The 19,633-nt window shown below is 71.7% G+C and carries 20 protein-coding genes; 13 read left to right on the top strand and 7 right to left on the bottom strand.

Annotation, left to right across the window (positions count from 1 at the left end; all coding sequences use genetic code 11):
• Window positions 1-52 precede the first annotated feature (52 nt).
• Window positions 53-844: a DUF3667 domain-containing protein gene (locus ACJ7VY_RS13735; protein ID WP_321989341.1), complete on the top strand. Its 792-nt coding sequence runs from the start codon at window positions 53-55 to the stop codon at window positions 842-844.
• Between the two features lie 39 nt (window positions 845-883).
• Here ACJ7VY_RS13735 and ACJ7VY_RS13730 read toward each other — a convergent pair whose 3' ends face one another.
• On the bottom strand, window positions 884-2,200 hold the full coding sequence (locus ACJ7VY_RS13730; RefSeq protein ID WP_409475840.1) for an NCS2 family permease: 1,317 nt from the start codon (window positions 2,198-2,200) through the stop codon (window positions 884-886).
• Between the two features lie 202 nt (window positions 2,201-2,402).
• Window positions 2,403-4,067 (bottom strand): energy-dependent translational throttle protein EttA, encoded by a 1,665-nt coding sequence (ettA, locus tag ACJ7VY_RS13725; protein ID WP_104939620.1) that lies wholly within the window; start codon window positions 4,065-4,067, stop codon window positions 2,403-2,405.
• Window positions 4,068-4,283: 216 nt separating this feature from the next.
• Here ettA and ACJ7VY_RS13720 point away from each other — a divergent pair, with 216 nt between their 5' ends.
• The 11 genes from ACJ7VY_RS13720 (at window position 4,284) to thiL (ending at window position 14,186) form a co-directional block, all read left to right on the top strand.
• Window positions 4,284-4,757, top strand: coding sequence for an RcnB family protein (locus ACJ7VY_RS13720; protein WP_104939619.1), 474 nt, complete (start codon window positions 4,284-4,286; stop codon window positions 4,755-4,757).
• A 136-nt stretch (window positions 4,758-4,893) separates the two neighbouring features.
• Window positions 4,894-6,147, top strand: coding sequence for a serine hydroxymethyltransferase (gene glyA / locus ACJ7VY_RS13715; protein WP_313255679.1), 1,254 nt, complete (start codon window positions 4,894-4,896; stop codon window positions 6,145-6,147).
• 76 nt (window positions 6,148-6,223) lie between these two features.
• Window positions 6,224-6,742: a hypothetical protein gene (locus tag ACJ7VY_RS13710; RefSeq protein WP_409475839.1), complete on the top strand. Its 519-nt coding sequence runs from the start codon at window positions 6,224-6,226 to the stop codon at window positions 6,740-6,742.
• 72 nt (window positions 6,743-6,814) lie between these two features.
• A complete protein-coding gene (gene nrdR / locus ACJ7VY_RS13705; RefSeq protein ID WP_054667620.1) occupies window positions 6,815-7,342 on the top strand; it encodes a transcriptional regulator NrdR in 528 nt (175 codons plus the stop codon).
• A complete protein-coding gene (locus tag ACJ7VY_RS13700) occupies window positions 7,339-7,857 on the top strand; it encodes a GNAT family N-acetyltransferase (RefSeq protein ID WP_104939616.1) in 519 nt (172 codons plus the stop codon). Before nrdR ends, ACJ7VY_RS13700 begins: the two co-directional genes overlap by 4 nt.
• The gene (ribD, locus tag ACJ7VY_RS13695; protein ID WP_313248127.1) at window positions 7,850-8,944 is read left to right on the top strand and encodes a bifunctional diaminohydroxyphosphoribosylaminopyrimidine deaminase/5-amino-6-(5-phosphoribosylamino)uracil reductase RibD; all 1,095 of its coding nucleotides are present in this window, start codon (window positions 7,850-7,852) and stop codon (window positions 8,942-8,944) included. The genes ACJ7VY_RS13700 and ribD overlap by 8 nt, the downstream gene beginning before the upstream one ends.
• Window positions 8,945-10,341: 1,397 nt before the next feature.
• On the top strand, window positions 10,342-10,974 hold the full coding sequence (locus ACJ7VY_RS13690; protein ID WP_409475838.1) for a riboflavin synthase: 633 nt from the start codon (window positions 10,342-10,344) through the stop codon (window positions 10,972-10,974).
• Window positions 10,971-12,071 (top strand): 3,4-dihydroxy-2-butanone-4-phosphate synthase, encoded by a 1,101-nt coding sequence (gene ribB, locus ACJ7VY_RS13685; RefSeq protein ID WP_293765246.1) that lies wholly within the window; start codon window positions 10,971-10,973, stop codon window positions 12,069-12,071. The genes ACJ7VY_RS13690 and ribB overlap by 4 nt, the downstream gene beginning before the upstream one ends.
• Before the next feature lie 100 nt (window positions 12,072-12,171).
• A complete protein-coding gene (ribH, locus tag ACJ7VY_RS13680; RefSeq protein ID WP_054667615.1) occupies window positions 12,172-12,639 on the top strand; it encodes a 6,7-dimethyl-8-ribityllumazine synthase in 468 nt (155 codons plus the stop codon).
• Window positions 12,636-13,115, top strand: a complete 480-nt coding sequence (gene nusB / locus ACJ7VY_RS13675; protein ID WP_104939612.1) for a transcription antitermination factor NusB — start codon at window positions 12,636-12,638, stop codon at window positions 13,113-13,115. Before ribH ends, nusB begins: the two co-directional genes overlap by 4 nt.
• 96 nt (window positions 13,116-13,211) lie before the next feature.
• The gene (gene thiL, locus ACJ7VY_RS13670) at window positions 13,212-14,186 is read left to right on the top strand and encodes a thiamine-phosphate kinase (RefSeq protein WP_161613792.1); all 975 of its coding nucleotides are present in this window, start codon (window positions 13,212-13,214) and stop codon (window positions 14,184-14,186) included.
• A gap of 93 nt (window positions 14,187-14,279) precedes the next feature.
• On the opposite strand, the gene ACJ7VY_RS13665 is transcribed toward thiL, so the two are convergent.
• Genes ACJ7VY_RS13665 through ACJ7VY_RS13645 form a run of 5 tightly spaced genes read right to left on the bottom strand, consistent with a single transcriptional unit; the run spans window position 14,280 to window position 18,636 of the window.
• Entirely contained in the window at window positions 14,280-14,600 is a 321-nt protein-coding gene (locus tag ACJ7VY_RS13665) for a nuclear transport factor 2 family protein (protein WP_409475837.1), read from the bottom strand.
• 26 nt (window positions 14,601-14,626) lie between these two features.
• The gene (locus ACJ7VY_RS13660) at window positions 14,627-16,006 is read right to left on the bottom strand and encodes an FAD-binding oxidoreductase (RefSeq protein WP_409475836.1); all 1,380 of its coding nucleotides are present in this window, start codon (window positions 16,004-16,006) and stop codon (window positions 14,627-14,629) included.
• On the bottom strand, window positions 16,003-16,545 hold the full coding sequence (locus tag ACJ7VY_RS13655) for a metal-dependent hydrolase (protein ID WP_312345566.1): 543 nt from the start codon (window positions 16,543-16,545) through the stop codon (window positions 16,003-16,005). The genes ACJ7VY_RS13660 and ACJ7VY_RS13655 overlap by 4 nt, the downstream gene beginning before the upstream one ends.
• On the bottom strand, window positions 16,545-16,919 hold the full coding sequence (locus ACJ7VY_RS13650) for a YraN family protein (RefSeq protein WP_104939608.1): 375 nt from the start codon (window positions 16,917-16,919) through the stop codon (window positions 16,545-16,547). Before ACJ7VY_RS13650 ends, ACJ7VY_RS13655 begins: the two co-directional genes overlap by 1 nt.
• Window positions 16,909-18,636: a penicillin-binding protein activator gene (locus ACJ7VY_RS13645; RefSeq protein WP_240213255.1), complete on the bottom strand. Its 1,728-nt coding sequence runs from the start codon at window positions 18,634-18,636 to the stop codon at window positions 16,909-16,911. The genes ACJ7VY_RS13650 and ACJ7VY_RS13645 overlap by 11 nt, the downstream gene beginning before the upstream one ends.
• Window positions 18,637-18,717: 81 nt before the next feature.
• On the opposite strand from ACJ7VY_RS13645, the gene rsmI reads away from it, so the two are divergent.
• On the top strand, window positions 18,718-19,542 hold the full coding sequence (rsmI, locus tag ACJ7VY_RS13640; RefSeq protein WP_409475835.1) for a 16S rRNA (cytidine(1402)-2'-O)-methyltransferase: 825 nt from the start codon (window positions 18,718-18,720) through the stop codon (window positions 19,540-19,542).
• Window positions 19,543-19,633 lie beyond the last annotated feature (91 nt).

The following is a 19,633-nucleotide window of genomic DNA, read 5'->3' as shown; positions in this document are numbered from 1 at the left end:
CAACCGCCGGCTGCGTTCTGGCTAGAATGCGTCCCTTCCAACAGGCGCGGGCATGGGGATGCACGACAACGACCACTGCATCAACTGCGCACGCGCGGTCACCGGCCCGGAGCAGAAGTTCTGCCCCGGCTGCGGCCAGCCCACGCCGGTCCACCGCATCGACTGGCATTTCCTCGGCCACGAGCTGGAGCACAGCGTGCTGCACATGGACCGCGGCATCCTGTATTCGCTCAGGGAACTGATGCTGCGCCCGGGCAGGTTGATGCGCGACTACATCGACGGGCGCCGCGGCAACCACGTCAAGCCGCTGCTGCTGGTCATGGTGACCGCGGCGGCGGTGGTGCTGCTCAGCCGGCTGTTCGCCGGCGGCACGGTGATGGAGACGGATGCGCCCGCGGGCATGGCGCAGGGGCTCGAGCCGGGTGCCGCGGCGCTGGTGGCGCGGTACGTCGCCGCGAGCAAGGCGGTCGCCGGCTGGATCGACGCGCATTTCGCCGCCTTCACGCTGGCGCTGCTGCCGATCGAAGCCTGGGTGCTGCGGCTGGTGTTCGGCCGCTATGGACGCCTGAACTATCCCGAATGGCTGGTCATCACCGCCTTGCTGACGGTGCAGGTCTTCGTGGTCTGGAGCGTGCTGATCCCGTTCGAGCGCTGGATCCCGAGTACCCAGGTATGGGTGGGGCTGGCCGGCGTCGCCTACGCGGTGTACTCGCTGCTGCAGTTCTTCGAGGGGCGCCCGGCCTGGTCGACGATATGGCGCGCCCTGCTGGGCTACGGCGTGTTCTCGGTACTGAGTTCCGTGGCCGTGGCCCTGGCCATCTTCGTACTGATGCTGGTGTCGTGAGCGGCCGCCGCGCTGGCCGCGAACCGGCGGGTGCCGGTTTCACTCCAGCGCGAAGCGCAGCACGAACAGCCCCGCCACCAGCCACAACGCCGGCCGCGCCTCGCGCCAGCGGCCGGTGCCGGCCTTGAGCACGGCATAGGCGATGAAGCCGAACGCCAGGCCGTTGGCGATGGAGTAGGTGAAGGGCATGGCCAGCGCGCACAGTGCCGCCGGCACCGATTCGGTGAGGTCGCCCCATTCGACGTTGACCAGCTCGCGCAGCATCAGCCCGGCCACGAACAGCAGCGCCGGCGCGGTCGCATAGGCCGGCACCATGCCCGCCAGCGGCGAGAACAGCAGCGCGGCCAGGAACAGCGCCGCCACCACCAGCGCGGTCAGCCCGGTGCGGCCACCGGCCTGCACCCCGGAGGCGCTCTCGGCGAAGGCGGTGGTGGAACTGGTGCCCAGCAGCGAACCGGCGACGATCGCGCTGCTGTCGGCCAGCAGCGCGCGGCCGAAGCGCTTCCTGCCATCGGCCAGGTCGAGCAGGCCGGCGCGGCCAACCACGCCGTACAGCGTGCCGGTGGCGTCGAACACCTCCACCAGCACGAACACCAGCACCACCTGCAGCAGCACCGCCAGCGGCGCGCCGCCGTCGTGGTGCAGCAGCCCGGGCAGGTCCAGCTGCAGGAAGGTCGGCTCCAGGCTCGGCGGCAGCGATACCAGGCCCTGGTACTGCACGTCGCCGGCCAGCCAGCCGGCGGCGGTGACCGCGAGGATGCCGATCAGGATGGCGCCGCGCACGCGCCGCGCCTCGAGCACGGCGATCAGCAGGAAGCCGCCCAGCGCCAGCAGCGGCGGCACGGTGTTCAGCGGGCCCAGCGCCAGCATGGTGTCCTGGTTGGCGACGATCACGTTGGACTTCTGCAGCGCGATGATCGCCAGGAACAGGCCGATGCCGGCGACGATGGACGCGCGCAGCGAGGCGGGGATACCGGCCACCAGCCACGCGCGGATGCCGCTCAGCGACAGCACCAGGAACACCAGCCCGGAAATGAACACCGCCGCCAGCGTCTGCTGCCACGGCAGCCCGGCCGCGCCGACCACGGTGAAGGCGAAGAACGCGTTGAGGCCCATGCCCGGCGCCATGCCGACCGGGAAGTTGGCCGCCAGCGCCATCACCGTCGAGCCGATCGCCGCGGCCAGGCAGGTGGCCACGAACACCGCGCCCGGGTCCATGCCGGTGGTGCCGAGGATGTCGGGGTTGACGAACACGATGTAGGACATCGTCAGGAAGGTGGTCAGCCCGGCCAGCACTTCGGTGCGGACGTCGGTGCCGTGCTGGCGGAGCTTGAACAGGCGGTCGAGGAGGCGCATGGGGGAATCCGGGCTGCCGGGTGGGGGAGGACGCGCTGCCCCTGGAGTGAAGGGGGCAGCGCCGGGGGCGGTCGCCACGCCATCCTGCGGTCGCGGCCATGACGGGGGCGTCGCCACGCGCCGTGCCGGCCGGCACCCATGTCCGGGCGGGGCGGGGGCTGGAAAGCGGACGGCCGCATCGCTGCGGCCGTCCGGGTGCTGCTTACTTCAGCGCCTTGAACCGCAGGCGCTTGGGACCGGCGTCGTCGCCGAGGCGGCGCTTCTTGTCCTCTTCGTACTCGCGGTAGTTGCCCTGGAAGAACTCCACGTGCGAATCGCCCTCGAAGGCGATGATGTGGGTGGCGATGCGGTCCAGGAACCAGCGGTCGTGCGAAATGACGAACGTGTTGCCCGGGAACTCCAGCAGCGCGTCTTCCAGCGCGCGCAGGGTTTCGATGTCCAGGTCGTTGGACGGTTCGTCGAGCAGCAGCACGTTGCCACCCTGCAGCAGGGTCTTGGCCATGTGCAGGCGGCCGCGTTCACCACCGGACAGCGAGCCGACCATCTTCTGCTGGTCCTGGCCCTTGAAGTTGAAGCGGCCGATGTAGGCGCGCGACTGGATCTCGACGCCGTTGATGTTGAGGATGTCCAGGCCGCCGGAGATTTCCTGGAAGACGGTGTGGTTGCCTTCCAGCTTCTCGCGGCTCTGGTCCACGTAGGACAGCTGCACCGTCGGGCCGATCACGATCTCGCCCGAATCCGGCTTCTCCTGCCCGGTGATCATCTTGAACAGGGTCGACTTGCCGGCGCCGTTGGGGCCGATGATGCCGACGATGGCGCCCGGCGGGATGATCATCGACAGGTTGTCGATCAGCAGGCGGTCGCCGAACTTCTTGGAGACGTTCCTGAACTCCATCACCGAGTTGCCCAGGCGCTCGCCCGGCGGAATGAAGATCTCGTTGGTCTCGTTGCGCTTCTGGTAGTCGACCGACTGCAGCTCTTCCAGGCGGGCCAGGCGCGCCTTGCCCTTGGAGCGGCCACCCTTGGCGTTCTGCCGCGACCACTCCAGTTCCTTGGCGATCGCCTTCTGGCGGGCCTTTTCCTGGTTCTCTTCCTGCTTGAGCCGCTCTTCCTTCTGCTCCAGCCACTGGGTGTAGTTGCCCTTCCACGGGATGCCGCGGCCGCGGTCCAGTTCCAGGATCCACTCGGCGGCGTTGTCCAGGAAGTAGCGGTCATGGGTGACGGCCACCACGGTGCCGGTGTAGCGGTGCAGGAACTGCTCCAGCCACTCCACCGACTCGGCGTCCAGGTGGTTGGTCGGTTCGTCGAGCAGCAGCATGTCCGGCTTCTGCAGCAGCAGCCGGCACAGCGCGACGCGGCGCTTCTCGCCGCCGGACAGCTTGCCGATCACCGCGTCCCACGGCGGCAGCCGCAGCGCATCGGCGGCCACGTCCAGCTGCTGTTCGACGGTGTGCGCGTCACCGGCGGCGAGGATCGCCTCCAGGCGCTCCTGCTCCTTGGCCAGCGCGTCGAAATCGGCGCCTTCCTCGGCGTAGGCCGCGTACACGGCTTCCAGTGCGGCCTGCGCCTGCAGCACGTCGCCCACGCCTTCCTCGACGGCCTGGCGCACGGTGTGCTCCGGGTTCAGCTCCGGCTCCTGGGCCAGGTAACCGACCTTGATGCCGGGCTGCGGGCGGGCCTCGCCCTCGAAATCGGTGTCCACGCCGGCCATGATCTTGAGCACGGTGGACTTGCCGGCGCCGTTCAGGCCCAACAGGCCGATCTTGGCGCCCGGGAAGAACGACAGCGAGATGTCCTTGATGATCTGCCGCTTGGGCGGGACCACCTTGCTGACGCGGTTCATGGTGTAGATGTATTGCGAGGACATGACGTCTCCGTAGCGCACGCCCGCGCCCGGTCCGCAAGGCGGACGAGCCCGAGGCAAAAGGGAATGGGCGATTATAGCGGGAAGCCGCCCCGCACCGGCGGCCGCGGCACGGCTGGCCGGACCATGAATGGCGGTATCGGTAACCGTTTCCAGCCGGAAACCGTTCAGATCGCGTGAGCATGATGGAATGCGTCCATCAACACCGCGAGGGCCACCATGAAGATGCACCGACTTGCAGTCGCCGCGATGACCACCCTGCTGGCCTTCGGCGCCACGGCCCCGGCCTTCGCCGCCGGCGACCGCGACCACGATCGCGGCCGCCACGGCTGGGACGACCGCGGCCGCGGCCACGGCCATGACCGCCGCGAGTGGCGCGAGGACCGCCGCGACTGGCGCGACGACCGCCGCCACTACAACGCCGGCTACCGCGAGGGCTACCGCGACGCCCGCCACAACGACCGCCGCTACTACGCCCCGCCGCCGCGCGTGGTCTACCGCCCCTACGGGTTCGAGCGCGGCTACCGCTACAGCAACTACTACGGCGGCCCGGTCTACGTGGTCAACGACTACGACCGTTACCACCTGCGCCGGCCGCCGCACGGCCACCGCTGGATCCGCGACGACCGCGGCAACCTGCTGATGGTGGCCATCGCCACCGGCATCATCGCCGACATCGTGTTCAACCACTGAGCCGGCGGCGGTCGCGTGACGGCAGGGCGCCCCCGGGGCGCCCTTGCTTTTCGGGCGCGGCGCGGGCGGCGGCCGGTGCGGGGCCGGGGAAGCGCTACAATCGGCGCTCTCCCCGCCCACCCTCCCAGGAGCCGAGATGTTCCCGCGTGACGCCCGTATCGAGTCCTACGACCCCGAGTTGGCCAAGGCCATTGCCGCCGAATGCCAGCGCCAGGAAGACCATGTCGAGCTGATCGCCAGCGAGAACTACGCCAGCCCGATGGTGATGGAAGCCCAGGGCAGCCAGCTGACCAACAAGTATGCCGAGGGTTACCCGGGCAAGCGCTACTACGGCGGCTGCGAGTACGTGGACATCGCCGAGAAGCTGGCCATCGACCGGCTCAAGCAGCTGTTCGGCGCCGACTATGCCAACGTGCAGCCGCACAGCGGCTCGCAGGCCAACCAGGCCGTGTACTTCGCGCTGCTGCAGCCGGGCGACACCATCCTTGGCATGAGCCTGGCCCACGGTGGCCACCTGACCCACGGCGCCAAGGTCAACGCTTCGGGCAAACTGTTCAATGCCGTGCAGTACGGGGTGAACGAGCAGGGCCTGATCGACTACGACGAAGTCGAGCGGTTGGCGCTGGAGCACAAGCCGAAGATGGTCGTGGCCGGGTTCTCGGCCTATTCGCAGATCGTCGACTGGGCGCGCTTCCGCGCCATCGCCGACAAGGTCGGCGCCTACCTGTTCGTGGACATGGCGCACGTGGCCGGCCTGGTCGCCGCTGGCGTCTACCCGAACCCGATCGAGCACGCCCACGTGGTCACTTCGACCACCCACAAGACCCTGCGCGGCCCGCGCGGCGGCATCATCATCGCCAAGGGCGCCGGCGAGGAGATCGAGAAGAAGCTGCAGTCGATCGTGTTCCCGGGCATCCAGGGCGGCCCGCTGATGCACGTCATCGCGGCCAAGGCGGTGGCCTTCAAGGAAGCACTGGAGCCGGCGTTCAAGGCCTACCAGCAGCAGGTGGTGAAGAACGCCCAGGCGATGGCCGAAACGCTGATCGCGCGCGGCTACAAGATCGTGTCCGGCGGCACCCAGAACCACCTGATGCTGGTGGACATGATCGGCAAGGACGTGTCCGGCAAGGACGCGGAAGCGGCGCTGGGCAAGGCCCACATCACCGTCAACAAGAACTCGGTGCCGAACGACCCGCGTTCGCCGTTCGTCACCTCGGGCCTGCGCCTGGGTACCCCGGCCATCACCACCCGCGGCTACAAGGAGCCGGACTGCGTGGCACTGGCCAACTGGATCGCCGACGTGCTGGACAACCCGAACGACGACAACGTCATCGCCGGCGTGCGCGAGAACGTGACCCTGCAGTGCCGGCAGTTCCCGGTCTACGGCTGACAGGGGACAGGGAGGACGCCCCATGGCACGTTTCCGCCATGGGGTCTTCGGCAAGCTGGCCGTTCCAGGAGGAAGAATGAAGCGAGTGCTGTGTGGTGGTCTTGCCCTGTTGTTCTGCATGGTGTCGCTGCAGGCGTACGCGGAGGAGGCCGAGCTGACATCGCGGCGGGATCATTCGCTCAATGCCAACCGCGATCTTCCGATCACCTGCAAGCAGGGTGATCTGGAGCGCGTGCCGGGCAGGACCCTGGGCCAGGTGTTCGGTGATGCCTGGCCTGTGCAGCCCGAACCGGCCTCTCCGCAGGCGTATGAGGCGGCGCGGGTGCTCGCCGTCCAGTCCAATCCGGCGCTGACCCGTGGGTTGCCGCCGCAACCTGGCCTGGTAGTCTCCGCGGTGCTGGTGGACAGCACGGGGAAAGCACTGGAGGTGGTGCCGGTCTGCGCGACCGACGAAGGCTATGACGTCGTCACCAAGCGCCTGCTGATGCGCGCCAGATACCGGCCGGCGACAGTGAATGCGCAGCCGATCACCAGTGTGGCGATGGTGGTTTCCCGCTACCGGAACGCGATGTTTCAGGGTAACGGCGAGCGTTGACGCATCCGACGCTGCGCCCGGATCGCGGGTAACCTGTGTTCGCGTCCTGATCCTCTCCACTGGTTCCAGCCCATGCACTGTCCCTTCTGCCAGCACACCGATACCCGCGTGATCGACTCGCGCGTTTCCGAGGATGGCGCGACCATCCGCCGCCGGCGCGGCTGCGAAGCCTGCGGCGAGCGCTTTTCCACGCTGGAGACCATCGAGCTGAAGCTGCCGGTCATCGTCAAGAGCGATGGCGGGCGCGAGGCGTTCGATGCGCGCAAGCTGCGGGTCGGCTTCGACCGCGCGCTGCAGAAGCGGCCGGTGGCGGAGGAGCGGATCGAGGCGGCGGTGCGCGCGGTGGTGCACCAGCTGCGCATGAGCGGCGAGCGCGAAGTGCCGTCGATCCGCGTCGGTGAGTTCGTGATGGACGAACTGCGCAAGCTCGACCATGTCGGCTACGTGCGCTTCGCCTCGGTCTACCGCAGCTTCGAGGACGTGGCCGACTTCCGCGACGAGATCGAGAAGCTCGAGCGCGACCACCCGGCCGGCGACGAGCAGCTGTCGCTGCTGGACGCCGCCACCGCCGCACGCCGCGAGCGCAAGGCATCGCGCTGACGCCGGTGCGCATCGTCGGTCTGCAGGCGCGGCCCGGTTGGCTGCCGGCCTTGGCGCGGGCGCATGTGCAGGCCTTCGGCACGCTGCTGCCGGCGTGGACCGTCGAGCAGGCCGAGGCCGAGCTGCGCATGCAGCGCGACGACACCATTCCCTGTACCTGGGTGGCCGAGGACGACGCCGGCTGGCTGGGCTCGGTGAGCCTGCTGCATGACGACCACGAGCAGATCCGTGGCTGGTCGCCGTGGCTGGCCTCGCTGTATGTGCGGCCCGATGCGCGTGGCCGCGGCGTTGGCGCGCGGCTGGTCCGGCACTGCGTGGCGCAGGCCGCGCAGCTGGGCGTGCCGCGCCTGTATCTTTACTGCGAGGCGGCGATGGTGCCGTGGTACCACGCACTGGGCTGGGCACCGCATACCCGGCTGCAGCTCGGGCCACTGGCGGTCACCGTGATGCGGATCGATCCGGCGCCGCCCCGAGGCGGTACGCCACCTGTTTCCGATGAGGTTTCCCATGCATGAGTTCACCGCCACCGATCACCAGATGATGGCGCGCGCGCTGCGCCTGGCCGAACGCGGGGCATGGACCACGCGGCCCAATCCGATGGTCGGCTGCGTCATCGCCCACGGCGACGCGGTCGTCGGCGAGGGCTTCCACCAGCGTGCCGGCGGCCCGCATGCCGAGGTGTTCGCGCTGCGCGCGGCCGGCGCGCGCGCGCGCGGCGCCACCGCCTACGTCACCCTGGAGCCGTGCGCGCACTATGGGCGCACGCCGCCGTGCGCCCTGGCGCTGATCGAGGCGGGCGTGGCGCGGGTGGTCGCGGCGATGGGCGATCCGTTCCCGGATGTCGATGGCGGCGGCTTCGCGCTGTTGCGCCAGGCCGGGATCGAGGTGGCGGTCGGGCTGATGGCCGGGCAGGCGCGCGCGCTCAACCGTGGCTTCCTGTCGCGCATCGAGCGCGGCCGGCCATTGGTGCGGGTGAAGCTGGCCGCCAGCCTGGACGGGCGCACCGCCATGGCCAGCGGCGAATCCAAGTGGATCACCGGCGAGGCGGCACGCGCCGACGTGCAGCGCTGGCGTGCGCGTGCCGGGGCGATCCTGACCGGCGCGGCGACGGTGCTGGCCGACGACCCGGCGCTGACCGCGCGCCCGGAGGCCGGCGAGTTCCTGCCGCCGCTGCGGGTGGTGCTCGACGCGCGGCTGCGCACGCTGGCCTGCGCGCGGGTACGTGACGGCGGCGCGCCCACGCTGTACCTGCACGATCCGGCGTTGCCGGCGCCGGCGCTGCAGGGCGCCGAGTTCGCCGCCGCGCCGCTGCTGGCCGATGGCCGCTTCGACCTGGCCGCGGTAATGGCGCTGCTGGCCGCGCGCGGCATCAACGAGGTCCACGTCGAAGCCGGCCCGACCCTGTGCGGGGCGTTGCTGCGCGCGGGGCTGGTCGACGAGCTGCTGCTGTACCTGGCGCCGTTGCTGATGGGCGAGGGCGCGCGTCCGCTGCTGGCCGGGCTGGGCATCGACACGATGGCGCAGGCACGGCCGCTGCAGGTGGGCGACCTGCGCATGGTCGGCAAGGACCTGCGCCTGCTGCTGCACCCCGCCACCCCGTAGGTGCGGGGCTCGCCCCGCACAACGTCGGCAAGGACCTGCGGCTGCACCTCGCCACCCCGTAGGTCCGGGGCTCGCCCCGCACGTTCCTGCCACGGTTCGCGGAAAGCCGTGCCGGGCAAGCCCGGCACCTACGGAGGTGCGCTGCCGCCGCAACGTGCAGGAGCGCACGTGCGGGCGAGGGCGTGCGGCCGCTGGGGGTAGGTGCGGGGCTCGCCCCGCACAGGGTTGGCAAGGACCTGCGGCTGCACCCCGCCATCCCGTAGGTGCGGGGCTCGCCCCGCACGCTCCCGCCACGGTTCGCTAAAAGCCGTGCCGGGCAAGCCCGGCACCTACGGAGATGCGATGCCGCCGCAACGTGCAGGAGTGCATGTGCGGGCGAGGATGTGCGGCCGCTGGAGGTAGGTGCGGAGCCCGCCCCGCACAGGGTCGGCAAGGACCTGCCGCTGCACCCCGCCACCCCGTAGGTGCGGGGCTCGCCCCGCACGCTCCCGCCACGATTCGTGGAAAGCCGTGCCGGGCAAGCCCGGCACCTACGGAGATGCGATGCCGCCGCAACGTGCAGGAGCGTATGTGCAGGCGATGGGGCGCGGCCGCTGGGGGTAGGTGCGGGGCTCACCCCGCACAGGGTCGGCAAGGACCTGCTGCTGCACCCCGCCATCCCGTAGGTGCGGGGCTCGCCCCGCACGCTCCCGCCACGATTCGCGGAAAGCCGTGCCGGGCAAGCCCGGCACCTACGGAGGCGCGCTGTCGCCGCGAGGTGCAGGAGCGCACGTGCGGGCGAAAGTGCGCGGCCGCTGGAGGTAGGTGCGGAGCCCGCCCCGCACAGGGTCGGCAAGGACCTGCTGCTGCACCCCGCCATCCCGTAGGTGCGGGGCTCGCCCCGCACGCTCCCGCCACGGTTCGCGAAAGCCGTGCCGGGCAAGCACGGCACCTACGGAGGTGGGCTGCTGCTGCAACACTGCCATCCATCTGCCGGACAGGTCCGCTGCGGGCGGGCTGGTACAATGCGCCGGCCGGTTCGCCGGCAACCACGAACGTCTTCAGGGCGGGGTGTAATTCCCCACCGGCGGTAGGTGCGCGGTTCCCCGAGGGGAGCGCGCACGAGCCCGCGAGCGCCGAGGCCGGCACGCGAGTCCGCTCGCGGGAATCCGCACCATGCGGGTTCCAGCGGCCGAGGGTCAGCAGATCCGGTCCGATGCCGGAGCCGACGGTTGGCGATGCCGCGAATGCGGTGCCGCCTAGAGTCCGGATGAAAGAAGACGGCCCGCGCGCGGCCCCGCCGTGCGTGTGCCTGTATGCCTTGCGGCGTTTTTCGCTCTCCAACCGCGGGAAACGTTCATGAAAACCCTCTCCATCCTCCATCCGCTCTCCCGGCCGCTGGCCATGGGGGTGCGCTGATGTTCACCGGCATCATCGAAGGCGTCGGCCGCCTGGCCGCGCATGAGCCCGTCGGCGGCGACGTCCGCTTTACCTTCGAGGTCGGCAGCCTGCCGTTCGAGCAGGTGCGGCTGGGCGAGAGCATCGCGGTCAACGGCGTGTGCCTGACCGTGATCGCATTCGACGCCAACTCGTTCCAGGCCGATGCCTCCACCGAGACCCTGGGCCTGACCACGCTCGGCCGGCTCGCGGTCGGCGCGGCGTTGAACCTGGAGCGCGCCATGCGCCCGAGCGACCGCCTCGGCGGCCACCTGGTCAGCGGCCACGTCGATGGCATCGGTACGGTACTGTCGATCCATGACGACGCCCGCGCGCAGCGCTGGCGCTTCGCCGCGCCCGCACCCCTGCTGAAATACATCGCGAAGAAGGGCTCGATCTGCGTCGATGGCGTCAGCCTCACCGTCAACGAGGCCGACGACGCCGGTTTCGAGGTGGCGCTGATTCCGCACACCGTCGCCCATACCCGTTTCGCCCACACCGGCGTCGGCGACGCCGTCAATCTGGAAATCGACCTGGTGGCGCGCTATGTGGAAAAACTGATCGGAATGCCGGCCGACGGCCGGCATCTACAAGGCCAGGGAGCCAGCGCATGAACTTTGCCCCCGTCCCCGAACTGCTGGAAGAGATCCGCGCTGGCCGCATGGTGGTGATCGTCGACGACGAGGACCGCGAGAACGAAGGCGACCTGATCATGGCCGCCGAGCTGGTCAAGCCGTCGGACATCAATTTCATGGTCACCCATGGCCGTGGCCTGGTGTGCCTGCCGCTGACCCGCGAGCGCGCCGGCCAGCTCGGGCTGGCGCCGATGGTGCGCGCCAACACCGCGCAGTTCCAGACCAACTTCACGGTCAGCATCGAGGCCGCCGAGGGCGTGACCACCGGCATCTCCGCCGCCGACCGCGCCCACACCATCCGCACCGCGGTCAGGCCCGATGCGCGGCCGTCGGACCTGCACCAGCCCGGCCACATCTTCCCGCTGATCGCCCAGCCCGGCGGCGTGCTGACCCGCGCCGGCCACACCGAGGCCGGGGTCGACCTGGCGATGCTGGCCGGGCTGGAGCCGGCCGGCGTGCTGGTGGAAATCCTCAACCCCGACGGCACCATGGCGCGGCGTCCCGAGCTGGAGGTGTTCGCGCGCGAGCACGGGCTGAAGATGGGCTCGATCGCCGACCTGATCGCCTACCGCCTGGCCACCGAGCACACCGTCGAACGCGTGGACGCGCGCGAGATCGACACCGAGTTCGGCGCCTTCACCCTGGTCACCTACCGCGACCGCATCGCCCACGACCTGCATTTCGCGCTGGTCAAGGGCCAGCCGCACAAGGACACCCCGACCCTGGTGCGGGTGCAGGTCGAGAACCCGCTGGCCGATCTGCTGCACTGGCGCCGCGACGATTTCGGCGTGGCCGCCACCGACGCGCTGCGCGCCATCGCCGGCGAGGGCCACGGGGTGATGGTGGTGCTGTCGGCGCCGCGCGATTCCGACGCGCTGCTGGCGCGCCTGCGGCGCGAGCCGGAAGTGCGCCCGGCCGGCAAGGACAAGGATGTGGGCCAGTGGCGCCGCAACGGTGCCGGCGCGCAGATCCTGGCCGACCTGGGCCTGGGCAAGCTGCGCGTGCTCGGCACCCCGCGCCGGCAGATCGGCCTGGCCGGGTATGGCCTGGAGATCGTCGAGACCCTGCAGCCCTGAGCGCCGCGGGGCGGCCTGGTCCCGCGCCGCGGCCGTCGTGTGCGGGGCACGCCCCGCACCTACACGGTAAACTGACCCACCTTTTGCATCGCACCGCCCCATGAGCCACTACGAAGGCGACCTCCGCCCGGCCGGATCGGCCCGTTTCGTCATCATCGCCAGCCGCTGGAACGCGCGCATCACCGACGTGCTGGTGGCCGGCGCGCGGCAGAGCCTGGCCGGCAACGGCATCGGCGAGGACGCCATCGACGTGGTACGCGTGCCCGGCGCCTGGGAGATCCCGCTGGTCGCCACCCGCCTGGCCGCCGCCGGCCGGCATGCGGCCATCATCACCCTGGGCTGCGTGATCCGCGGCGACACCCGCCACTACGAGCACGTGGCCGACCGCTGCGCCGAGGGGCTGATGCGCGCGCAGCTGGATTTCGGCGTGCCAGTGCTCAACGGCGTGCTGGCGGTCGAACGGGTGGAGGATGCCGAGGCCCGCGCCGGCGGCAGCCACGGCAACAAGGGCGAAGAAGCCGCACTGGCGGCGTTGGAAATGGTCAATCTTCTGGAGCAGCTGCCATGAGCAACAAGAACCACGGCAAGCCTGCCGGCAAGCCCTTCCGCCGCGACGGCGTCGACCCGGTGCTGCGTTCGCGCGCGCGCCGCCGCGCGCTGCAGGCGATCTATGCGTGGCAGATCTCCGGCGGCAACGCCGAGTCGCTGCTGGCCCAGTTCGCCCACGAGCAGGCCCACGAAGTGGCCGACCTGGCCTACTTCGAGAACCTGCTGCGCGGGGTGCTCGACCACCGCCGCGAGCTGGACGAGGCGCTGGCGCCGTTCGTGGATCGCCCGGTCGAAGAGGTCGACGCGATCGAACGCGCGGTGCTGCGCGTGGCCGCCTACGAGCTGCGCCACCGCGTCGACGTGCCGTACCGGGTGGTGATCAACGAGGCCATCGAGACCGCCAAGCGTTTCGGCTCCGAGCATGGCCACACCTACGTCAATGGCGTGCTCGACCGCGCCGCCGTGGAATGGCGCAAGGTCGAATCGGGCCAGTAACGCCGCTGCCGGTGCGCGGGTGCGCCGGCCGCTTCCAGCACGACGCCGGGGCCGGCCGCAGCGGCGCCGGCGTTTTCGTTCCAGGAATGCCTGCCCATGAGCCTTGACGAGTTCGCCCTGATCGAACGCATCGCGCGCCGCACCCGGGCGCGCGCCGACATCGTGCTGGGCATCGGCGACGACGCGGCGCTGCTGCAGCCGGCGTCGGGGCAGCAGCTGGCGGTCACCGCCGACACCCTCAATGCCGGCGTGCACTTCCCGGCCGAGAGCGCCCCGGCCGACATCGGCTGGAAGGCGCTGGCGACCAATCTGTCCGACCTGGCGGCGATGGGCGCCGTGCCGGCCTGGTGCACGCTGTCGCTGTCCCTGCCGCAGGCCGAGGGCGACTGGCTGGATGCCTTCGCCGACGGGCTGTTCGCACTGGCCGATGCCAGCGGCATCGCCGTGGTCGGCGGCGACACCACGCGCGGGCCGTTGTCGATCTCGATCACCGCGATCGGGCAGCTGCCGGCCGCGCAGGCACTGCGCCGCGACTGTGCGCGGGTGGGCGACGACATCTGGATCAGCGGTCATCCTGGCGACGCCGCCGGCGCGCTGCGGCTGTGGCAGCAGGGCCGGCTGGACGTGCGCGTCGCCGCGGCCGACGCCGATTGCGAACGCCTGCGCCAACGGCTGCAGCGGCCGATGCCGCGGCTGCGGCTGGGGCTGGCGCTGCGTGGACTGGCGCATGCGGCGGCCGACGTCTCCGATGGCCTGCTCGCCGACCTCGGCCACATCGCCTCGCGCAGCGGCGTGGCCGCGGTGGTGCAGGCCGATGCGCTGCCGTTGTCGTCCGCCCTGTGCGACGCGCTGGGGACCGATGTCGCGCGCGACTGCGCGCTGCGCGGCGGCGACGACTACGAACTGTGCTTCACCGCCGCGCCGGAACGGCGCCAGGCACTGCATGCGCTGTCATCGACGCTGGCGCTGCCGTTGACGCGCATCGGCGTGATCGCCGGGGGGCGCGGCGTCCGCTGCGAGGGCGATGCCGGCGGCGAGCGTGCCGCGGGCTATCGCCATTTCACGGCGTAGGTCGCCCGCCGCGCCGGCATGTGCGCGGCGGTGCCGCTCGGCGCGCACGGGTCGGGGTGTGCCGAGCGGGCAGGTGCCATCGCCCTGGATCACCTACCCGCCTGAAACGTGCGGTACCTCATTCACTCGAACGCCTTGCAGGTGCAGGCGATGACCCGGGCATCGACGCCGGCGGATGCCGCATCGGCCTGGACGCATAGGTCGGGATGCGCGCGCCAGCCCTGTGTTCCAGCTGGCGCGGATGGCCGCCTTGCCGCGCCGCACGCCGCTGGTTTCCGGGAGTAATTGGCGACCGCAGGGCGCGGTGAACACCGCTTCTTCGTGGACCCGCGCCGGCCAGGCGTCGACGTCGTGGGCGTTGCATGCCGCGGCCCGGCGCGCGGCGGACTGCGCGGGGCGATGTCCAGGGTCCATTGCCCCGCGTGGTGGTGGCGACGGGCCTACGCGGGGGGCAGTACCTTGCCCGGATTGAGGATGCCGTCCGGGTCCAGCGCCTGCTTGATCGCGCGCATCGCCGCCAGCGTGGCCGGGGTGAAGGCCTGTGCCATGAAGTCGCGCTTGGCCAGGCCGATGCCGTGCTCGCCGGACAGGGTGCCCCCCAGCCCGAGCGCCAGTGCGAACACCTCCGGCAGCGCGGCGTGCGCGCGCGCGTTCTCGCCGGGGTCATCGGGGTGGTAGAGGATGTTGACGTGCAGGTTGCCGTTGCCGGCATGGCCGAAGGTGACGATGGGCAGCGCGAAGCGCGCCGACAGCGCCTGCACCCCGGCCACCAGTTCGGGGATGCGTGAGACCGGCACCACCACGTCCTCGTTGATCTTGCCCGGCGCGATGCTCTTCAGCGCCGGCGACAATGCGCGCCGCGCCGCCCACAGCCGCTCGCGCGCGCTGCCGTCCATCGCCACGTCCAGCGCCAGCAGGCCCTCGCCCTCGGCCGCCTGGGCCAGCGCGTGCAGGCTGGTGGGCAGGGTGTCGTCATCGCCGTCGGCGTCGATCAGCAGCATCGCCCCGGCATCGGGCACCTGCGCGCCGTTGCCGCGCAGCAGTTCCAGGCTGCGCGCGTCCATGAACTCCAGCGTGGTCGGGGTGGCCGGCTGTGCCATCACCCGCGACACCGCCGCCGCGGCGCTGGACGCGTCGCGGTAGAGCACGCGCAGCCCGGCCTGCGCGCGTGGCCGCGGCGCCAGCCTGAGCGTGGCTTCGACGATCAGCGCCAGCGTGCCCTCGCTGCCGACCAGCAGGTGGGTGAGGTCGTAGCCGGTGGCGTCCTTGGTCCACGGGCCGCCGCATTCGATCAGTTCGCCGGCGCCGGTCACCGCCACCAGCCCGAGCACGTTGTCGCGGGTGGTGCCGTATTTCACCGCGCGCGGGCCGCCGGCATTGGTGGCCAGGTTGCCGCCGATGCTGCAGCTCTCGAAGCTGGACGGGTCCGGCGGCCAGAACAGGCCATGCGGCATCAGCGCCTGCTGCAGCTCGCCGTTGAGCACGCCTGGCTCGACCACCGCGCAGCGGTCGCCGGGGCGCAGCGCGAGGATGCGGTTCATGCGCGCGAACGACAGCACGATGCCGCCTGCGACCGGCACCGCGGCGCCGGTGGTGCCGGTGCCGGCGCCGCGCCCGACCAGCGGCACGCCGTGCGCGCGGCACGCCCGCACGATGGCCTGCACCTGCGCGCGGTCCTCCGGCAGCGCCACGCCCAGCGGCAGCGCGTGCCGCCAGGAGTTGTCCTGTGCGTGCGCGGCCAGGGCGGCGGGGTCGGTGCGCCAGTGCGCGCCGAGCAGGTCGGAGAGCGTCTGGTCGAATACGGCGGGCAGGGCGTTCATGGGGTGCGGGAACCGGCAGGGGAACGGGAGTGGATCAGGCGCCAGCCGAGTACCGCCAGCGCCAGCGGCAGCCACACCCAGCGCAGTTCGGACAGCACGGTCTGCAGGCCGCGTGCGCTGAAGAAGCCATTGGCGAAGGGCGAAACGCGGATCGGCCGCCACGGGGCGAACAGGCGCGCGTCGCTCCACGGCCACCCCAGCGCGACGCCGAGGCCGCCGGAAGTGAGCGCGTCGAGCAGCGGGTGCGACAGCGCGCAGGCGAAGACGAAGCCCGCCGCCCGCGCCGGCCCCGCGCGCAGCGGCCGGTGCAGGGCCAGTGCCAGCGCCGCCAGCACCGCGCAGAACAGCAGCGAATGGCTGGCGCCGCGATGGCCGAAGGCATCGGCATAAGGAATATGCAGGGCAAACGCCAGCACGTCGGCATCGGGCAGCACCGCGGCGACGATGCCGACGCAGAGCAGCCGCGCGGAGATGTGGCCGCGCCGGCTGGCGCAGTACAGGGCCAGCGGCACGGCGGCATGGGTGAACACGCTGGGCATCAGCTGTCGTCGGCGCGGAAGGCGTCGCGCAGCCAGTGCAGCTGCGGCGGCTCGCCACTGGCTTCGACCACGTCGAAGCGGCACGGTGCCTGCGCGTGGGCGGGGTGCGCGCCCAGGTACAGCTGTGCGGCCAGCAGCAGGCGCCGGCGCTTGCCGGCATCCACCGAGGCGGCGCCGCCGCCGAACGCGCGGCTGCGGCGGTAGCGCACTTCCACGAAGACGATGCCGCCGGTGGCCGGGTCCGCCATCACCAGGTCGAGTTCGCCACCGCGGTAACGGACGTTGCCGGCGAGCCAGCGCAGGCCGGCCTGCTCCAGGTGGCGGCGCGCGGCGGCTTCCACCGCGGCGCCGCGTGCGGCCTGGTCAGCGGCCATCACCGATCGGCACCGGCTGGCCGGCGCTGAAGGTGGACCACGCCGGGGTGCGCAGCACGTTGCCGAAGCCGTCCAGGTGCAGGGTGCCGGTGGCGCCGGCCAGGCCGCCCTGGGTGCTGTTGGCCAGCTTTTCCAGGTAGGCGGAGATCTTCCAGGCGTCGAAACCGAAAGCGAACAGGCGCGCGGCGGCACCACGCGCGGTCGGCAGGGTGGCGGCCAGCTCGCTGGCCGCGGGCAGGCCCGCCGCGCCACGCACCGTCCATGCCTCGCTCGGGAACGCGATGCCGTCCAGCGCCATGTCCTCCTCGGCCTTGCCGGTGCCCGACACCAGCTGCGAGGTGCCCACGCGGGTGGCGCCACCGATGCCGGCCAGCGCCAGCTGCGGTGCCAGCGCCCGTGCCTGCGGGCCCTTGACCGCCAGGAACACCGCGTCCACCGCGCCGGCCTGGCGCAGGCGCGCGCCGATGTCGCCGGGGGCGTCGCCGACGGTGAGGCTGGCGACAACCTTGCCGCCGCGCTCGGCAAAGCGCTCGCCGAAGGCGGCGGTGGCGCGGCGGCCGTTGTCGTCGTTGCTGCCGATCACCAGCACCTTGCCGCGCTCGCGCGCCAACAGGTATTCGGCGGCCATGATGCCGTCGTCCTCCGGTGCCAGCGAAAAACCGGCGCTGCCCGCGGGCGGGCTGTCCTTGCCACGGTTGAGCGCCAGCAGCGGCACCTGCAGCGGCTCGCGGCCGAACAGCGCGTCGACCTCGTCGCGGCCGAGCGGGCCGACCACGAAATCGGCGCCGCCGGCCACCGCCTTGTCGTAGGCGGCGATGGCGCCGGCCGGCGTGCCGCGGGTGTCGATGAAATCGACCTGCGGGCGGCGCCGGTACTCGCCGTAGTAACCGGCCAGCAGGCCATCGCGCACCGGCGCGGCGGCCGTGGCCAGGGTGCCGGACAGCGGCAGCAGCACCGCCATCTTCAACGGCGGGCGATAGCCGTCGGCGTCGGCCGGCGGGCGCTTGCTGGTATCCAGTTGCCACGCGGCATCGCGCTCGAACGGACGCGGCAGCGGCAGGCCGCGGCCGATCAGCGCGCGCCCTGCATGGTTGTAGAGCGGGTCGCCGGCCGCCAGCGCGGCGCTGCGGCTGGCCAGGGTGGCGTCGTCCAGCCCGGCCAGCAGGCGGGTGATGGCGCGCTGGTTGTCGGTACGCGCGGCACCGGCCAGCAGCACGCCGGCACGGGCGCGGGCAGCGGCCGCGGCGAAGGCGTCGCCATTGGCTTCCAGTGCCTGGCCGCGGGCCAGGTGCCAGCGCGCCTGCTGCGCCGCCGGCAACAGGTCGGGCTGCTGCGTGCCCAGCGCCTGCAGTGCGGCGGCCGGCTGCTTGTCGGCCAGCGCCAGTTCCGCGCCCAGCAGGGCATGGCGCTGGCGGCTGGCGCCGCTCAGCTGGCGCGCCTGCACCTGCGGCAGCAGCATGCGTGCGCGCGCATCGTCGTTGGCTTCGTGCCAGGCGAACGCGGCATCGGCCAGCAACTGTGCCTTTGCGGCGCCGCGGACCAGCGCGGCTTCGGCTTCCAGCTGCTGCGCGGCTTCGCGCGGTTTGCCCTGTTCGAGCAGGGCGATGGCGGCCTGCTGCCCCGGCGAGGTGGTCGGTGCCGGGCCGGTGGTGGCGCAAGCGGCCAACAGCAGCAGCGACAGGGACAGGGCGGTGATCCGTGCGGCGGGCTTGTTCATTCGGGGTCCGTTCAACGGCACGCGGCGGCGCCGGGTGGGTGACACGGTAGGATTCTACCCTTGCCCATGGAAAAGCCGATGATGCCCGCCGCCCCCGCCACCCTGTACGTTGTCGCCACCCCGATCGGCAACCTTGCCGACCTGAGTCCGCGCGCGCAGGAGGTACTGCGGTCGGTGGCCGCGATCTGCGCCGAGGACACGCGCCATACCGGTCAGCTGCTGTCGCACTTCGGCATCAGCCGGCCGCTGGTGGCGCTGCACGACCACAACGAGGAGGCGATGGCCGAGCGCGTGGTGGCGCGCCTGCTCGGCGGTGAATCGATGGCGGTGGTGAGCGACGCCGGCACCCCGCTGGTCAGCGATCCGGGCTTCCGCCTGGTGCGCGCGGCGCGTGCGGCCGGGGTGAAGGTCAGCCCGGTGCCCGGCGCCTGCGCGGCGATCGCCGCCTTGAGCGTGGCCGGCCTGCCCAGCGACCGGTTCGTGTTCGAGGGCTTCCTGCCGGCCAAGGCGGCGGCCCGGCGCGAACGCCTGCAGCGCCTGGCCGGTGAAACCGGCACCCTGGTGTTCTACGAATCCTCGCACCGCATCGCCGAGTCGCTGGCCGACATGGCCGCCGCGTTCGGCGATGAACGCCCGGCGGTGGTCGCGCGCGAACTGACCAAGCTGTTCGAAACCGTGCTCGACGGCACCCTGGCGCAACTGTGCGCGGCGGTCGACGCCGACGACAACCAGCGCAAGGGCGAGTTCGTGGTGATGGTGCAGGGCGCGGCCGACGACGAAGCGGCGAAGATCGCCGAAGGCCGCCGGCTGCATGCCCGGCTCAAGGAACACCTGCCGCCGTCCATCGCGGCCAAGCTCGCCGCCGAACTGAGCGGCGCGCCGCGCAAGCTGCTGTACGGCGGTTGAGGCCGCGCCCTGGCACGGGCGCGGGTGGGGCGTTGCCTGCCGCCCGGGGCCGGGGCAGTCGCCGCGGCGACAGGCCGCGCATGCCGGAACC

The organism is Stenotrophomonas sp. Y-13, from assembly GCF_046267925.1.
GTDB classification, from domain to species: Bacteria; Pseudomonadota; Gammaproteobacteria; order Xanthomonadales; family Xanthomonadaceae; genus Stenotrophomonas; species Stenotrophomonas acidaminiphila_A.
This window is presented reverse-complemented; position numbering and strand designations above follow the sequence as displayed.

Excerpts from the sequence above, each read along its gene's own strand:
- ACJ7VY_RS13645 (WP_240213255.1), bottom strand. The coding sequence starts at position 18,636 with ATGAACAAGCCCGCCGCACGGATCACCGCCCTGTCCCTGTCGCTGCTG.
- rsmI (WP_409475835.1), top strand. The coding sequence starts at position 18,718 with ATGCCCGCCGCCCCCGCCACCCTGTACGTTGTCGCCACCCCGATCGGC.
- ACJ7VY_RS13720 (WP_104939619.1), top strand. The coding sequence starts at position 4,284 with ATGAAGATGCACCGACTTGCAGTCGCCGCGATGACCACCCTGCTGGCC.
- ACJ7VY_RS13650 (WP_104939608.1), bottom strand. The coding sequence starts at position 16,919 with ATGGCCGCTGACCAGGCCGCACGCGGCGCCGCGGTGGAAGCCGCCGCG.
- ACJ7VY_RS13660 (WP_409475836.1), bottom strand. The coding sequence starts at position 16,006 with ATGAACGCCCTGCCCGCCGTATTCGACCAGACGCTCTCCGACCTGCTC.
- ribH (WP_054667615.1), top strand. The coding sequence starts at position 12,172 with ATGAGCCACTACGAAGGCGACCTCCGCCCGGCCGGATCGGCCCGTTTC.
- nrdR (WP_054667620.1), top strand. The coding sequence starts at position 6,815 with ATGCACTGTCCCTTCTGCCAGCACACCGATACCCGCGTGATCGACTCG.
- thiL (WP_161613792.1), top strand. The coding sequence starts at position 13,212 with ATGAGCCTTGACGAGTTCGCCCTGATCGAACGCATCGCGCGCCGCACC.
- ACJ7VY_RS13655 (WP_312345566.1), bottom strand. The coding sequence starts at position 16,545 with ATGCCCAGCGTGTTCACCCATGCCGCCGTGCCGCTGGCCCTGTACTGC.
- ACJ7VY_RS13735 (WP_321989341.1), top strand. The coding sequence starts at position 53 with ATGGGGATGCACGACAACGACCACTGCATCAACTGCGCACGCGCGGTC.
- ACJ7VY_RS13730 (WP_409475840.1), bottom strand. The coding sequence starts at position 2,200 with ATGCGCCTCCTCGACCGCCTGTTCAAGCTCCGCCAGCACGGCACCGAC.
- ACJ7VY_RS13690 (WP_409475838.1), top strand. The coding sequence starts at position 10,342 with ATGTTCACCGGCATCATCGAAGGCGTCGGCCGCCTGGCCGCGCATGAG.
- nusB (WP_104939612.1), top strand. The coding sequence starts at position 12,636 with ATGAGCAACAAGAACCACGGCAAGCCTGCCGGCAAGCCCTTCCGCCGC.
- ACJ7VY_RS13665 (WP_409475837.1), bottom strand. The coding sequence starts at position 14,600 with ATGGACCCTGGACATCGCCCCGCGCAGTCCGCCGCGCGCCGGGCCGCG.
- ACJ7VY_RS13710 (WP_409475839.1), top strand. The coding sequence starts at position 6,224 with ATGAAGCGAGTGCTGTGTGGTGGTCTTGCCCTGTTGTTCTGCATGGTG.
- ribD (WP_313248127.1), top strand. The coding sequence starts at position 7,850 with ATGCATGAGTTCACCGCCACCGATCACCAGATGATGGCGCGCGCGCTG.
- ettA (WP_104939620.1), bottom strand. The coding sequence starts at position 4,067 with ATGTCCTCGCAATACATCTACACCATGAACCGCGTCAGCAAGGTGGTC.
- glyA (WP_313255679.1), top strand. The coding sequence starts at position 4,894 with ATGTTCCCGCGTGACGCCCGTATCGAGTCCTACGACCCCGAGTTGGCC.
- ribB (WP_293765246.1), top strand. The coding sequence starts at position 10,971 with ATGAACTTTGCCCCCGTCCCCGAACTGCTGGAAGAGATCCGCGCTGGC.